At 38.6% G+C, this 14,701-nt stretch carries 14 protein-coding genes and 1 tRNA gene; 5 read left to right on the top strand and 10 right to left on the bottom strand.

The genetic code is table 11. From position 1 onward, the window contains the following. Positions 1-5 precede the first annotated feature (5 nt). Entirely contained in the window at positions 6-884 is an 879-nt protein-coding gene (locus SHI21_RS02835) for a LysR family transcriptional regulator (protein ID WP_323574603.1), read from the top strand. Here the strand turns inward: SHI21_RS02835 and SHI21_RS02830 are convergent. Next, entirely contained in the window at positions 881-1,810 is a 930-nt protein-coding gene (locus tag SHI21_RS02830) for a TerC family protein (protein ID WP_323574602.1), read from the bottom strand. The genes SHI21_RS02835 and SHI21_RS02830 overlap by 4 nt on opposite strands. A gap of 75 nt (positions 1,811-1,885) precedes the next feature. On the opposite strand from SHI21_RS02830, the gene SHI21_RS02825 reads away from it, so the two are divergent. Together SHI21_RS02825 and SHI21_RS02820 are read left to right on the top strand one after the other, a co-directional pair. Further along, positions 1,886-2,467, top strand: a complete 582-nt coding sequence (locus SHI21_RS02825) for a 2OG-Fe(II) oxygenase (RefSeq protein WP_323574601.1) — start codon at positions 1,886-1,888, stop codon at positions 2,465-2,467. Further along, positions 2,464-3,111, top strand: coding sequence for a lysophospholipid acyltransferase family protein (locus tag SHI21_RS02820; RefSeq protein ID WP_323574600.1), 648 nt, complete (start codon positions 2,464-2,466; stop codon positions 3,109-3,111). The genes SHI21_RS02825 and SHI21_RS02820 overlap by 4 nt, the downstream gene beginning before the upstream one ends. On the opposite strand, the gene SHI21_RS02815 is transcribed toward SHI21_RS02820, so the two are convergent. From SHI21_RS02815 to SHI21_RS02785, 7 genes are all read right to left on the bottom strand, one after another. Beyond that, positions 3,108-5,069: a hypothetical protein gene (locus SHI21_RS02815; protein WP_323574599.1), complete on the bottom strand. Its 1,962-nt coding sequence runs from the start codon at positions 5,067-5,069 to the stop codon at positions 3,108-3,110. The genes SHI21_RS02820 and SHI21_RS02815 overlap by 4 nt on opposite strands. A gap of 126 nt (positions 5,070-5,195) precedes the next feature. Then, positions 5,196-6,680, bottom strand: a complete 1,485-nt coding sequence (locus SHI21_RS02810) for a hypothetical protein (protein ID WP_323574598.1) — start codon at positions 6,678-6,680, stop codon at positions 5,196-5,198. Between the two features lie 86 nt (positions 6,681-6,766). Then, positions 6,767-7,294 carry a gamma carbonic anhydrase family protein gene (locus tag SHI21_RS02805; RefSeq protein WP_323574597.1) on the bottom strand — a complete coding sequence of 176 codons (528 nt, stop codon included), beginning with the start codon at positions 7,292-7,294 and terminating at the stop codon, positions 6,767-6,769. 1 nt (position 7,295) lies between these two features. Then, positions 7,296-7,817 carry a c-type cytochrome gene (locus tag SHI21_RS02800; protein WP_323574596.1) on the bottom strand — a complete coding sequence of 174 codons (522 nt, stop codon included), beginning with the start codon at positions 7,815-7,817 and terminating at the stop codon, positions 7,296-7,298. Positions 7,818-7,896: 79 nt separating this feature from the next. Then, positions 7,897-8,439 (bottom strand): LOG family protein, encoded by a 543-nt coding sequence (locus SHI21_RS02795; protein WP_323574595.1) that lies wholly within the window; start codon positions 8,437-8,439, stop codon positions 7,897-7,899. Beyond that, positions 8,439-9,167: a TlyA family RNA methyltransferase gene (locus SHI21_RS02790; RefSeq protein ID WP_323574594.1), complete on the bottom strand. Its 729-nt coding sequence runs from the start codon at positions 9,165-9,167 to the stop codon at positions 8,439-8,441. The genes SHI21_RS02795 and SHI21_RS02790 overlap by 1 nt, the downstream gene beginning before the upstream one ends. Continuing rightward, positions 9,164-9,568, bottom strand: a complete 405-nt coding sequence (locus SHI21_RS02785; RefSeq protein WP_323574593.1) for a hypothetical protein — start codon at positions 9,566-9,568, stop codon at positions 9,164-9,166. The genes SHI21_RS02790 and SHI21_RS02785 overlap by 4 nt, the downstream gene beginning before the upstream one ends. Before the next feature lie 91 nt (positions 9,569-9,659). Here SHI21_RS02785 and SHI21_RS02780 point away from each other — a divergent pair. Continuing rightward, positions 9,660-9,736 (top strand) — tRNA-Ile (locus tag SHI21_RS02780). 133 nt (positions 9,737-9,869) lie between these two features. After that, positions 9,870-11,171: a hypothetical protein gene (locus tag SHI21_RS02775; protein ID WP_323574592.1), complete on the top strand. Its 1,302-nt coding sequence runs from the start codon at positions 9,870-9,872 to the stop codon at positions 11,169-11,171. Here the strand turns inward: SHI21_RS02775 and SHI21_RS02770 are convergent. Together SHI21_RS02770 and SHI21_RS02765 are read right to left on the bottom strand one after the other, a co-directional pair. Continuing rightward, the gene (locus SHI21_RS02770; protein ID WP_323574591.1) at positions 11,168-12,298 is read right to left on the bottom strand and encodes an NnrS family protein; all 1,131 of its coding nucleotides are present in this window, start codon (positions 12,296-12,298) and stop codon (positions 11,168-11,170) included. The genes SHI21_RS02775 and SHI21_RS02770 overlap by 4 nt on opposite strands. Before the next feature lie 11 nt (positions 12,299-12,309). Next, entirely contained in the window at positions 12,310-14,535 is a 2,226-nt protein-coding gene (locus SHI21_RS02765) for a nitric-oxide reductase large subunit (RefSeq protein WP_323574590.1), read from the bottom strand. Positions 14,536-14,701 lie beyond the last annotated feature (166 nt).

Below are 14,701 nucleotides of genomic sequence, written 5' to 3'. Positions count from 1 at the left end.
ATATTATGAAATGGCTTAATTATCACCATCTGATCTACTTCAAAGAAATTGCCAACGAAGGCAGTATTTCGAAAGCTTCTGAAAAACTTCTTATCGGACAACCTGCACTGAGTGCTCAGTTGAAACAACTTGAAGAACAACTCGATATCGAATTGTTTGAGAGAAAAAACAGAAAACTGATTCTAACTGATGCTGGAAAAGTTGTTTTAAAATACGCCAATGAGATCGGCCATCTTGGACAAGAACTACTACAAGTTATCGAAGAAAAAACTTACTCAAACAGCAAAACATTATTTCGTCTTGGAGCTCTTGATAGCGTTCCAAAACAAATCGTCTGGGAGATTGCTCAGAAGGCCAGAAGTTATGGCGACTGTTTCGTAAGTATTGTGGAAGGAGATCAGGAAGAATTAACGAATGAACTTCTATCCCGCAATATTGACTGCTTTATCTCTAACTACTCTGGGGATATTTCTAAAGATAAAAACATGAACTCTAAATCGTTCGTGAAAGCTTCTGTTTCAATTTATGGAGCGAAAGAATTTTTAGATTGTAAAACTAACTTTCCAAAATCGCTGATTGGAAAACCCATGATTCTTCCCACTCACCATTCGAAACTTCGCCATGACCTGGATTTTTTCTTTGAATCAAAAAAAATCAAAATCATCAATGAACTTGAAACTCAAGATACAGCTTTAATGAAGATTTTTGCGGCCCAGGGAGCAGGCCTAGCAGCACTGCCGGATATTGCAGCTCAGGACTTGGTTCAAAACGGGACGCTTTATAAGATTGCAACGTTGCCGAACATTAAAGAAGAGTATTGGATTATCGGTTCAAAAAGAACGATCGATAACCCAATTGCCTCTAAACTGATGAAGAATATTTAATTTTCTTTTTTATCTTTTTCTGGAATGGCCACTGACAATAGAACTGATAGAGCAATGATTCCCAATACGAAGGCCAGGGAATATGACGTAGGGATAATGTACCACGCCTCTATCAGCATCTTTACCCCAATGAAAATCAATACCACTGACAATGCATACGATAGGAATCTGAAGAGCTGAACGACACCTGCAAAGGCGAAGTACAGTGATCTTAATCCCAGGATCGCAAAAATGTTTGACGTGTAAGCGATGAAAGCATTTTTTGTGACTGATAATGTTGCTGGGATTGAGTCGACTGCGAAAATTAAATCAGTTGATTCAATAATTAAAAGAACTAAAAATAACGGAGTCATGTGGCGAATACCGTTTTTTATAACAAAAAACTTCTCCCCTTCAAATTTCTCAGTCATGCGGAAATACTTTTTCCCCATTCTATAAATGAATCCCTCTTCAGGATTCATTTCCTCATCTCCACCAGAGACCAGCATTTTAATTCCGGTATAAACCAGGAATGCTCCGAAGAAGTATAAAATGAAATGGAAATGATGAATAAGCGCGACTCCACCGACGATAAACAGGATTCTCATCACCAGGGCCCCTAAGATCCCCCAGAATAAAACGCGGTGTTGGTATTTTGGTTCTACTTTGAAGTAAGTAAAAATTAATGTCATAACAAAAATGTTATCCACACTTAAACTTTTTTCTAAAACATAGGCCGTTAAGAATTCATAAGACTCGCGCTCTCCAATAAAGTGATAAACACCATAATTGAAAATCATCGCTAGAGTAATCCATACACCTGTCCAGATCAGCGATTCTTTAACTGAGACATCGTGATTCTTTTTATGAAACACACCTAAATCGAGGGCCAGCATGGCCAAAACAAAAACGTGAAATCCTATCCACCAAGACACTTGTGCTTCCAAAAACAACTCCTTTAATAGTACCTAATAACATCAATCTGATTGAAAACTAAAAAATTATAAGATAGCTTTCACCATATGAAAAAAGAAATGCTCATAGAGATGCTTGTTGAAAAAGGATGGTTTCATCAAGAGGATTTTCTGGAGCAGAATTTCTGCCTAGAGTTATTAGCTGAGGCACGCCATTTAGAGTGGAAACAGGCACAAATTGGCAAAGGCGACAAAAAACAAGAGGCCACTAGCATCAGATCTGATTCAATCGTCTGGATTGAGGAAGAAAGCGCTACAGCAGCTCAAAAAAATTACCTAACGCAAATGAATGACCTGATGAAAACTCTGAATCAAGAACTTTATCTGGGATTAAAAGAATACGAATGCCACTTTGCTCAATATAGCGCGGCCGGATTTTATAAAAAGCATTTAGATCAGCACACGGGAAGCAAAGCACGAGTTATAAGCAGTATTCTCTATCTGAATGAACCTCAAAAGGGCGGAGAGCTGGTTATCTATAACCGCGAAAAACCCGATGTCATTGAACAAGTTATCACACCAAAACCCGGAAGTTTTGTTTGCTTTTTAAGCAATCAAATTTATCATGAAGTACTCCCAACAGAAAGTGAGAGATTTTCTCTTACTGGATGGTTTAGAAACACACTATGAAAATAAAATTCATCTCTTATCTGATTTACTATTTTATCCGTTTAATCAATCTGACTTACAGATATGAGTTTGTTGGTTTGGATAACAAAAAAAAGGCACGTGCTTATCATCCTAAAGGAGCTTTTGTCTTCGCGATCTGGCATCAAAATCTGATCCCGGGAATCCTTGCTCACGGTGATGAACAGTACACGATGATTATTTCTGAATCAAAAGATGGAGAGATCGTGGCCGTGACTTGTGAAAAGTTAGGTCATAAACCTTCGCGCGGAAGTTCCACTCGCGGTGGGAAAAAAGCACTAATCGAAATGGTTAAGAATGTTAAGAGTGGTATCCCTGGTGCTTTAACAGTTGATGGCCCGAAAGGTCCTGCTTATGTTGTTAAACCTGGAGTTATTGAACTCGCTCGTCTTGCTCAATGTGCGATTCTTCCCATGTCACCTTATACAGACAGATTCTGGGTTATCAAAAAAAGCTGGGATCAGTTTAGAATCCCAAAACCTTTTAGTCGTGTTGTGATCGCTTTAGGCGAACCATTTTTTATTGATGACTCAATCACCAAGGAAAAATTTGATCTCGTTGCTCTTGAAATAGCAAAACGCCTGCACGAAGGTGAAGAAATTGCTAAATCTCACTTCAAAACTTAGAATTCGATATCAGCTGATAAACTTTTTTGACAAGCAAACTGCTCATAAACATCCTGGATGTTTTTTGCGCGCCCTTTTGATCTCGTCACTTCCACCATTGATCTCCCAATGAAGTAGTTACCAAATAAAGTTTTCTCCAGGTATCTTTTTGAATCTTCTTTCGCCACTTCATCTCCCTTGATTTTTTTCAAGGCAAAAAGAACTGACTTATAATGGCGTTGAACTTTCTCAACCGATCCACCCGACGTTAGATCTTCTTCTTCGTTAAGTGTTCCATTGTAATAGTTTTTTACGTCTGAATAGATCAGGTCTTTATTGGTTGCAATAAAGTCGTATCCTTCCTGAACAACGCTATCAGCATGCTTAAACATCAATCTAAGCTTCTGAGCATCCTGACAAAAGTAACTTGTTTTAATCTTATCCAGTTTTCCATCTTTTAAAATAGAAGCGTATTTTGTATTGAATGAGAATAGTCTTTCATTAAATGTTGTCACTTCTTCAAAGCTTTTCGTCGTCGTGTACTTTAAGAATTTATCTCCCCACTCTCCGTAAAGCTGGGAAGTAATCTTATTGTGGTTATCAATAATCGCCACCATATTATCTGATCCATCATCAAGGCCAGAGTACTCTTTTGGAGCTACCAGGTTTCCAAGACGAGTTTCAATCTTTCTTAGTTCCACTAAACGTGAAAGGTATTCATCTTTTTTCTTTTCCATCCCTGAAGCCAGAATGGCCTTTTGTTTTTCGCCTTTACCTAAAACTTTTTGTTCTTTTGCCGTAATATCGTTTCCAATTCTAATAATATGGAAAAGGATTTTTGCACGGTGATTCTCATTGAAGTCTTTACCTGAGATATTCATCGCCTCTGTAAAGCCCGCGATATCCAGAGAATCAAACTTCTTCATTTCCTGAATAAATAAATCATCCAGCATAGGAATTGAGCTGATATTTAATTCTTTATAGATTTTAATTTGCCCAACCAGCAGGTCGTAGTCTTGGGCCAATTGAGAAATCATCAGAAGCTTTTGTGTTTCAGTTGGGATATCAAGCGCCTGATTTAATCCAGGTTGCAGGTATTTTTGAATTTTTGTTAATGTCTTCTTTAATTCAGTTAAGTCACCAACATTATCAGCGAAAGTTGTGCGGTCAATTTCCGCATTGGCCTTAGAGATATTCACTTTATCAGTTTCAAGTTTCTTTAATTCAAGTGTTAATTCGTCAGCTAAAGCTTTAGTGTCGCGGTAATCATCGCGAGTTAAGCTGTTTTCCATATCAAGAGCGCCTTGAGTATCAAGCTCTCTTCTAATTTCATAAAATGAACAGTTTAGTTTTACGAATGTCTGGCGGTCTGCTGGTTTTTCAAAATCAAAACGTTGTTTAATAATCATATCAATTAAACGAAGTGCTGATGAAATAAGAAATCCACCACCGGCCACGATTAATCCAACAGCGTTACCTGATAATACTCCCAACTGAGTTGAGTTATAGATAAGATCAGCTGCCGTTTCAAGAACGCGCCCATCTTCCATATTACATTGGTTCTTTTTGATCATGTTATTGATGTTCGAAAACACCGCTGAAAACTTAAGCCCACTAATGGCATTTGATTTCTGATCAGTATCGCTCACAACCTCAGACAAAGTCGGGCTATTTGTGATGACTGCATTTTCTTTTAAGCTGTCTTGAAGCGATTTGATTGAATCAAGCACTTCACTCATCTTACTATCTTCGCTCTTTAAGCAGTTTCCTTTTAAGACGTCTTTAATCGCTTCTGTCTTAGCAATAAGATCAGAGAATTTCTTTGATTCTAAAGGACATGATTTTGGGCGCTCATAAACGGCATTATACTTCTTGATCAACTGATCAGCTCTCGCAAGGTCAATATCGGCCGAGAACGCCGTCCACGGAGTTACTGCTGCGATAATTGCGATAACAAAAGAGATGATTATATTAACCATGACTACCCTCTTCAAACTTGAACATAGAAATTCAAGTCTAACTAAAGCAAGATGGATGCCTCTTTCAGGGAGAGGATTTCAAGGCCTTACGCTAAGGTGTTGATTAATTACTTAACGGCCTGTCTATTAATAAGACAGTCTGTTCATGCAGTTCCAATTCATCTTCAACTGATTTCCCAGTATAGAAAAGTGGTGTGTAAGCTCAAGGCAACTTGCTTTGTTTAGGCGTCCTTGATCGATCATTTTTGAGTAGCAGTACCACATCATGTTGTCGCCATTTTCGATGTCTGGATTTCTGCTTTTTGCCAGTGCACACGAATCAATATCCAGGTCTGGTTGATTCTCTGTCAAGCACGCCCAATCATAAGTCGTTTCATTCATCAGGCAATGATAAGACTTTGAGTAAGTTGTTTTTTGAGGAATAATCCCTGAGCATTTACGCAGGTAATTTCCATAAGAGCTGTACTCAATTTTATTATTTTGGGCATCAGTGAATTTTGATAGTAAGTCCAGGTCTCTATGCTCTCTTAGTAGAGTACATAACTGATCAGCGCTAATGTAATCGAGTTCGCGCACTAAAAGATTTGATCCAATATAAATCAGCGCATCCTGATAAATATAATGATCTACCAGATTGTGATATTTTAAAAATTCAATCACGTTGACCTGAATTGAACTAAGGCCAGTTGCTGATTGGTAAATCTTTAACATTTTCGTGTAAACAGATTTTCCTAAAACAAGATCTTCACTCAATACTTTTTTTAACTGAGGGTTAGTTTTATTCTTAATAATGAAGTCATAGTGCTTTGAAATATTCTGGTTTGCCAGAATGTTTTTCCACGCAAGTAAAGCAGCTGGATTATTCCCAGAAAGCGCTTCTGTCCTATCAAGATCCGCTTTTTTAATCGTCGGAGTGACCACTCTTAAATTAGTTCCTTTGAAAGCAGTAAGAATAGCTGTCTTGGAAATCCCCGTTGTATTTTTATCAGCAAGAGAAGTCTCTTTAAAAGCTCTCTCCAGTCTCGGAGCGGCCTGAGCACCTAAGGGACCAGTACTATCAAACCCTACGACCATTTGTGATTTATTAAAAATGGATGTCATGAACTCACTCATGCTCTGACCAAAATCCAAATACCTTGAAGCGGCCACTTCCTCTGCTAAGTTCAGTGGGAATCCGTCACCGACTAAAATATATAAATAATCATTCACACTTCGGTGATCAGGAGATTTTGAAGCAAGAGTGTTACACCCCATAAGAAAAACAGATTTTGGTTTATCTAGAATATTGGGGCAAAGAGATTTTTCTTTGGCGCTGATTAATTCGGCCAGTGAAATCGTTGAAGCACTCTCTCCAAAAAAGAGTCCACCGAAATGTCCTGAGACAACCAGGATGTCACAACTCACATCACTCGCGCATGCTTTCTTAAACCAGTTTGGGTCTTTGCTGTCTGGAACCAGCTCTACCTGCTCATATCCAATTGGTGATAAGTGTTTACTGAATAATTGCTTTTCATCGACAGAGTTAAATGTCATTGAACAAACGGTCTTCGCGCTCACGTTAAACGCAAGGGCAAGACTGCATAAGATCAGTAAAATTTGTGGAGTTTTCATATAGGAGGGATATTAACAGCTTATCAAATTCACTGGTAAGAATGGGTATTCTTTATATATTAAAAATGGTGCGGTTTTATAAAGCCCTACAAAAGCTTAACTTGATTCGGATCCAGGTACTCATCTTTATAAAGCACATACGCCTTATAATGATTCCCATACTGCAATCTCTCTTCCGGAGTTAACTCACGTTTAACCACCGCAGGATTCCCCATGATCATACTATGCGGAGGATACTTCTTCCCAGGCGGCACCACACTTCCACCAGCAACAACACAGTTCTCACCGATCTCAGCGCCATCCATAATGATAGCTCCCATACCGATCAAACAACTGTTACCGATCGTACATCCATGAAGAGTGACACTATGGCCGATACTCACGTTCTCACCAATCGTAAGCGCGAAGTCTTTCGTCACGTGAAGCATCGTTAGATCTTGAACGTTAGTGTTTTTCCCAATGCGAATGTAGTTAACATCCCCACGGGCCACACATTGATACCAAATGTTTACATTTTCACCGAGAATAACTTTTCCAATCACGTCCGCACTGGGAGCGATGAAAACAGTTTTATCGAATTGAGGCTTAATTCCCTGGAAGGAATATAAAGGCATCTTAGTGAGCTGCTGCTGCTTCCGCTGGAGCACCTTCTACAGGTTTTTTCCATGGAAGACGAGAAACGTAAGCTGCAAGATCTTTGATGTCTTGAGGGTTAAGACCTTTTAGGATTGGATTCATAACTGCGTTTACACGAGTTCCAGCTTTCATATCTGTAAGTTGTTTCTCGATATACCAGTCGAACTGTCCACCGATGAAAGGAGCTTTTTGAGAAGTTTTCCCTTCTCCACCTTTACCGTGACAAGAAATACACTGAGTGAATAATTTGTGACCAGCAACTAGTTGAGGAGTATTTAAATCTACAACTGGTGCGTATTCTTTTACTTCAACTTCTACTTCTACAACTTTTTCTTTTGGAGCTAGTAGAGTTTCAACAAGGTGTTCTTGTTTTTCATAAGACTCTGTAGTCGCATGAAGATTGAATTTATCATTTGATACGGGAAGAGATTTGTATGAAAAAAGAACAAGTGCTAATACCAATGCTGTAATTACACTTAAAAAAACGATCAATCTTGTCATGACTCTCCCGCCTTAGACCTTAGGAAAAAAATATTCTTTGAGTCTGAAATTATAGGGCATTTAAAAAAACTTGGCAATTTTATATGCCTTGCAAAAGAAGTTTTTCTAGCGCATTCAGGTCTTTTATTTCCTGAAGTAGATCTAAATGTTCGCCCTTGATGAATCCTTCCGCATTCGAGTGCCTTAAATATGACAGCAGTGAGTCATAAAAACCTTCGAAGTTAAAGATGTAGCTGGGTTTTTGATGGTATTTTAATTGAGTCCAAGTCAGGACTTCGAACATTTCATCCAGCGTTCCCATACCACCTGGCAGACTTAAAAAAGCATCGGCATTGTCATACATCAGCTGTTTTCTTTGGTGCATATTATCTACGACGTGCAATTGTGACAGTCCACTATGGGCCACTTCATAATCCACTAACGCTTGCGGGATCACACCAATAACTTTTCCACCATTTTTTAAAACGCTGTCAGCGATGGCACCCATGAGTCCGATGGAAGCTCCACCGTAAACCAGGCCTACATTATTTTTTACAAGCAGCTCTCCGATCTTAGATCCAAGCTCTACGTATTTTGAAGTTTTCCCTGCAGCAGATCCGCAGAAGATACAAAGATATTTCATTATGAACGTCCCTTATCGAAATAGAAAAAGTATTCCTTATTTCCATTTTTCCCAAGGATCGGTGATTCACATTGATCAACTAAAACAAATCCCTGAGCTTTACACCATTCTTTAATTTCATGAAGCATGACGAGTCTGTGCCCTTCACTTTTCACGATTCCATTACCATCTAATCCACTCTGACCAACTTCAAATTGTGGCTTTAGAAGTGCGACGATTTTTCCTTTTGGTTTAACCAGATCAAAAATATTTTTGAGAACGAGCTTTAAAGAAATGAAAGATAGGTCGACTACGGCCAGGTCTACTTTTTCTTTAATCTCGAATGGAAACTTGATATTTACGCCTTCGTGATTTTCCACACGAGGGTCTTCTCTGAGAGACTGGGCCAGCTGATCATGACCAACATCAAGGCAGTAAACCTTAGTTGCTCCATTTCTTAAAACGTAGTCAGTGAATCCACCTGTTGAAGCTCCTACGTCAGCGACAACCAGATCTTTAACGTCCACTTGAAAGCGAGCTAATGCTCCTTCAATTTTGTGGGCCCCACGAGATACATACTGTATTTCTTTTCGCACTTCCAAACCCTCGGCGGTTACTTGTTGAGATGCTTTTTCGACTAATTTATTTTGATAGAAAACCACGCCTTCTTCAATCAGCAGTAGCGCTTGTGACCTCGTTGCAGTCAGCTTCGCTTCTACCAACATTTTGTCTACGCGGTCTTTGCTCATAGTGATACTGGAGTGATGATGATTTCGATTTGCTCTTCGTTGCGTTCAATGTGGCTTATTGATTTGCTCTGACCTAAATAGATATCCAGGTTCGGCTCATTGAAAGTTTTAACAATTTTGCCATTCACGTTATAAAGGTCACCTTTGATTCTCACGAATCCCGATGGGCCGTACTCATGAACACTTTGAACATAGAAGGCAGAAATATCGGCCTTGATGCCGTTTTTCATCTGAATTAATACATGCTCTTTTTCATCAACTGATTGAATCGAGTGCTGTTCTGTGGATAAAAAGAAACCCTTTCCGATCCCTTTTTTATAAATAAGACTTACTTTAAGACCAATTTTGGCCTCAGCAACACCAGTGAATGCAACGAACATCAAAGCAATTAAAATTCTCATTTTAAAATCTTAAAGGATGAGTGGTATCCACACAATCACTTTATCGTTGAAAAGAAAATATTTTGACGATATAACTGATGCTTGAATTAAAGGGTCAATAGCTCAGTTGGTTAGAGCTCCCGGCTCATAACCGGGTGGTCACAAGTTCAAGTCTTGTTTGACCCACCATTCAAAAAAGCCTCGTTTTTAACGAGGCTTTTTTATTTCCCTATACCCGATCAAAACCCCAACTCGGCCCATTCTTATTTCTGGTGATTCACCCTCAGTTGCGCTACTGTTCGCAGCAATTAGGGAGCATTCAATGAAGAAAATATTTTTTACCATTCTAGTTACTTTAAGTTTTTCACTTTCAAGTCACTCTAATGACCAAATCAAATACACGATTTCAGGAATCTCGTCTGGTGGCTTCATGGCCAATCAGATGGCCACTATTTTTTCTTCTCAGTTTAGTGGAGTGGGAACTGTTGCCGGCGGCTTTTATTACTGCGCCCAGGACTACCTGCCGAAACAAATAAAAAAAGACGCTTCAACAATTGGTACGGGAAATCTTTTTCTCTTTAGACCGATTGGAACTCCTCCTTGGTTTGTTCCACAAAAAGGTAATCCTCTCTATCAATCCTCAATTTGCATGGAAAGTCCTGAAGAGGCCTCTCTTCCTAATAACTATTTAAAGGCCAATGCAGAAAAGAAACTCGTCGATCCTCTTTCACATTTAAGTGATCAAAAAGTTTTTATTTATCAAGGTCAGTCTGATTCTACTGTTAAAGTTCAAATGCAGGAGCGTTTAAAAAGTTACTATTTGTCTGTGGGAGTGAAGGAATCCAACATTGCGACTCTAACAGGAAAAGGAAGTCATAACTTCCCTACAGATCGCCAAGATGGGATTGATTGTAATCAATCGAAGGTTCCCTATATCGCTTCTTGTGATTTAAATCTTGCTTCAATCTTACTGGCCCATCTCTTTGACGATAAAATGATTCGCACTGAAATAAATAAGAGCCATATATATGTCGTTGATCAAACAACTAACTTTTTGAATTTATCAAAAAAAGAAACTGATTGGGTAACACCAGTTCCAAGTATCGCGCCTTATGGCTACCTCTATGCAAACGACAAGTGCCTTGCTAATCCAAAAAGCTGCCATATGCATGTGGCCCTTCATGGTTGCAAGATGACTGATAGTTTTAACGACGATTTTCAAACTCAATATCAAAACCAAGTACTCTTATATAAAATGGTGAGTATGAGATCCAAAAAAACGGCGATTTTTCCATTCTTGCCGGTGATTGAAGACAAGACAAATAACTATGGCCTGTTAAAGTTTGTTCTCGATTCTGGTTATGCCGACTACGCCGAAGAAAATGATCTTATGATTCTTTTTCCGCAAACATGGATTACAGAAAATAATTTTCCTTATAACCCGAATGGATGTTGGGACTGGTACGGATGGACTGGTGAAAATTATGCGACCAATACTGGTTCTGAAGCGAAGTGGTTAATGGACTTCATTCATTCAATCGCTGTGAATCCTAAAAAACATATTATGCAGGTAAGGCCTAAGTTTAATTTGGTAGAAAAGAATTTCCCTAGAAAGTCTTTTTAAACTTTTGTTTTCACATATCTCAAATATTTAAAACTCCAAACGCATACAGCAATTGTAACGATGAAAGAGCTATAACCTAAATGACGGAGATAATGCTCTGGCATTAAAAAAGCACTGACTCTGGTTGCACCAGCGAGAATGATCATAGCAGTAACAAAATACAAAACTTTAGAATCTTCAAGTTGATTGTTTTTCGGGCCATGAGACTGCAAAACTCTCGTTGCAATAAGAATGGTCAGCAATAGGATTCCGCTGAAAAAGAATGCATGACTAGCATGAATGAAGCCTTGAACCCAAAACGCCTTCAGGACGAAGCTACATACGATTAACCAACATGACATCCATATACACCAGGTTAAGGCGCTTTTATTTTTTGGTAGTGTGGTGAGCTTCCAATAATAAAATCCAATACCAGCAACGATTAGAGTTCTAAGATAAATCCCCAAAGGTTCACTTAAAAAATAGCTCACGATATAAACCAAAATCATCATAAAAAAATGTAACGGTACAGTGAGAAGAAAAGGTTTTTCGTTCTCATACTTTTTTCTTTGAGTCTGGACGATTTCAACGTGTCCGAGAATGCCGGGAATTAATCTGCTTCCGACTCCCAAAATGATAGCTGCAATCGAGCCTTCATAATGAAGTATCTTATAAATTTCACTGTCTGAAACAACACTCATAATTCCTGAGACTATCCATAGGGCGAGACCTGCAAAAATAAAAATGAATGAATAAGGTGGATTCACCTTTCTATGAATAATCCTGCTGAATAAAAACAGGATTATTAAAGTGGCCTGCAATGACGATAAAATAAATGTGATATTTTCTTTGTCTGCATAAGCAAAAGCTAAACCTATCAATGTGACGACTATAAACGATAAAACTTCATAGATGTTTGCAGTTTTTGTTTGAGAAAACTTAGGAACTGCCGTCATGAGAAAACCAGCAATAAAAGAAGCACTAAACCCATTGAGCATTAAATAGCGATGAGCAAGTATTGGATAAGAATCTGCACTAAATATCTGTGGCAACCAGATAAGCACTCCCCATAGGAGAAATAGAACTCCTAAGGGGAATAGAACTCTGTAAGGCTCATCAATATATTTTTTAAAAGAATCGTCAAACATATCTATCCTTACTACGACCTTCTAAGTGTCGTGATAAAATAGGCCAGCGTGCACGCACCAATTCCAAAAATTGTATCTCCAGGCACGCGCAACCATCTAAGTGTATTCATTAAATCAGTTTGCATAAATTCTGCTGAACGAGCGTACCATAATCCATGTTCAACACTGGCAATGGTCTGCAACATTCCTACTGGCAATAGACTTAAAAAGGCCATCAGGAATAGACCAATATTGATCATCCATAAAGATGAACCAAGTAACTTACTTTCCCAATTGGCCTTAAAGCCCATTGTTTTAAGACAAAATAACATCAGCCCTATTCCAAGCATCCCATACACACCAAACAAAGCTGTGTGCCCGTGAAGAGGTGTAGTATTTAATCCTTGCATATAATAAAGAGCGATCGGAGGATTGATAACAAAACCGAAAATTCCTGCACCTAAAAAGTTCCAAAAAGCTACCGAGATAAAACAATAGATCGGCCACTTATAATCTTTAAGCCAGTTTGTAGACCTGCTCAGCCTTACGTTTTGATAAGCTTCAAAACCGATTAAAACTAATGGAACAACTTCAAGTGCACTGAACGCTGATCCAATTGCTAAAACTCCAATAGGTGTTCCTGAAAAATAAAGATGGTGAAAAGTTCCAAGTATTCCGCCAAATAAAAAAACAATCGTAGAAAATAAAACTGTTGCAGTGGCCATTGAGGCGCGCAGGATCTTCATTCTCACGAATAAAAAAGCGATGACAACGGTAGCGAAAACTTCGAAAAATCCTTCTACCCAAAGATGCACAACCCACCAGCGCCAGTATTCGATGATAGCTAAATTTGTATGTTTCCCCCACATCAGTCCTGCTCCGTAAAATAGAGCAATGGCACCACATGAGATTAGAAATAGGATTAAAAGATTTTTTCCATCTGCATCTTTTTTGATTGCAGGAAGAATGGCCCTTAAAACGAGAGCAAACCAAAGCCACAGGCCGATGAATAAATATATTTGCCAGAATCTTCCAAGATCGACATATTCCAGACCTTGATGACCAAACCAAAAGTTTACATCAACACCCATTTTTTCCATTACACCCAGATACTCTCCGGTAGATGAACCCACTACAATGATCAAAAGACTTATAAAAAGAAAGTTAACGCCCAATCTTTGAAATTTTGGTTCATACCCTGAAATAGCTGGAGCAATATAGAGACCTGTTGCAAGCCATGAAGTCGCTATCCAAAAAATACCAACTTGAATGTGCCATGTACGTGTGACCGCATATGGAAGATAATCAGCAAGAGGAAAACCATAGAATCCCGTTCCCTCAACACCAAAATGTGCTGTGACGATTCCCATGATAATCTGAAAAACCATTAATGCAGTAACGATCCAGAAATACTTCAAAGTTGCTTTCATGGAAGGTGTTTGTGTGAGATTCAAAAACGGATCTACGGCAGGAAGGGTTTCCTCTGTGAATTCATTTTTTTCTTCATGAGCATAATAATAGGCCAGAAGACCGATCCCCATTAGTAAGACAATGACACTGACACCAGTCCAGATAATTAAAGAACTGGTCGGGACATTATTGACTAGTTTTTCATGAGGCCAGTTATTGGTATAAGAGATATTATCACCAGGACGATTAGTAGAAGCTGCCCATGAGCTCCAGAAGAAAAACTTCGTTAGTTTTTTGATTTTTTCTTTATCTGAAATAATATTTTTAGGTAATGCATAAGCCTCTCTCAATTCATGTAAGGCCGGGTCATCACTAAAGAGCGATACATAATGAGACTCTACAGACTCAATTGCCAATGCTCTATCTGCACTGACATGCATGTCCCCATTATTATCGAGAGAATTTTTTCTTAGTTCCAAGGCCAGGCGTGTTTGAAGGATAGCTTTTTGTTCTTCGTTCAAAGAAATATAAGTAGTGTGAAATTCTCTTTGTGCCCATAAATCGAGAATAAAAATAGCTTCTCTATGAAGCCAGTCGGCTGACCAATCAGGTGCTACATAAGCTCCATGCCCCCAAATAGATCCAACTTCCTGACCACCCATCGCCTGCCAGATATTTTGTCCGTACTGAATATCAGATTTGGTGAAGAGTACCTTATCGTTGGATGTGATGATTTTATTTGGAACAGGAGGAGCATTAAAATAAATCTCTTTCCCATAATACAATAATACAACAAATGATAAGAAAATTACTGTAAAGAGTCCTATCCATAAATTCTTAACTTTCATTTTTCTCATACCTGGTAAAATGTTATTTAGACTCATCTTAGAACTAATACTTGATATGTATATGATCTAACTCATTAAATAAGTTTGCTCAGGGCCATTTCCCAAACCACTTCTGGCCACCCCTTTGCACTATTAACTGTTAAACAAAAGTATATGAACAAGTTTA

The organism is Bacteriovorax sp. PP10 (assembly GCF_035013165.1).
Taxonomy (GTDB): Bacteria; Bdellovibrionota; Bacteriovoracia; order Bacteriovoracales; family Bacteriovoracaceae; genus Bacteriovorax; species Bacteriovorax antarcticus.
Note: the sequence above shows the minus strand (reverse complement) of the source record. Positions and strands in the feature narration are given on the sequence as shown.

Coding starts and splice junctions, on each gene's coding strand:
- SHI21_RS02835 (WP_323574603.1), top strand. CDS start 6: ATGAAATGGCTTAATTATCACCATCTGATCTACTTCAAAGAAATTGCC.
- SHI21_RS02825 (WP_323574601.1), top strand. CDS start 1,886: ATGAAAAAAGAAATGCTCATAGAGATGCTTGTTGAAAAAGGATGGTTT.
- SHI21_RS02820 (WP_323574600.1), top strand. CDS start 2,464: ATGAAAATAAAATTCATCTCTTATCTGATTTACTATTTTATCCGTTTA.
- SHI21_RS02815 (WP_323574599.1), bottom strand. CDS start 5,069: ATGGTTAATATAATCATCTCTTTTGTTATCGCAATTATCGCAGCAGTA.
- SHI21_RS02810 (WP_323574598.1), bottom strand. CDS start 6,680: ATGAAAACTCCACAAATTTTACTGATCTTATGCAGTCTTGCCCTTGCG.
- SHI21_RS02805 (WP_323574597.1), bottom strand. CDS start 7,294: ATGCCTTTATATTCCTTCCAGGGAATTAAGCCTCAATTCGATAAAACT.
- SHI21_RS02800 (WP_323574596.1), bottom strand. CDS start 7,817: ATGACAAGATTGATCGTTTTTTTAAGTGTAATTACAGCATTGGTATTA.
- SHI21_RS02795 (WP_323574595.1), bottom strand. CDS start 8,439: ATGAAATATCTTTGTATCTTCTGCGGATCTGCTGCAGGGAAAACTTCA.
- SHI21_RS02790 (WP_323574594.1), bottom strand. CDS start 9,167: ATGAGCAAAGACCGCGTAGACAAAATGTTGGTAGAAGCGAAGCTGACT.
- SHI21_RS02785 (WP_323574593.1), bottom strand. CDS start 9,568: ATGAGAATTTTAATTGCTTTGATGTTCGTTGCATTCACTGGTGTTGCT.
- SHI21_RS02775 (WP_323574592.1), top strand. CDS start 9,870: ATGAAGAAAATATTTTTTACCATTCTAGTTACTTTAAGTTTTTCACTT.
- SHI21_RS02770 (WP_323574591.1), bottom strand. CDS start 12,298: ATGTTTGACGATTCTTTTAAAAAATATATTGATGAGCCTTACAGAGTT.
- SHI21_RS02765 (WP_323574590.1), bottom strand. CDS start 14,535: ATGAAAGTTAAGAATTTATGGATAGGACTCTTTACAGTAATTTTCTTA.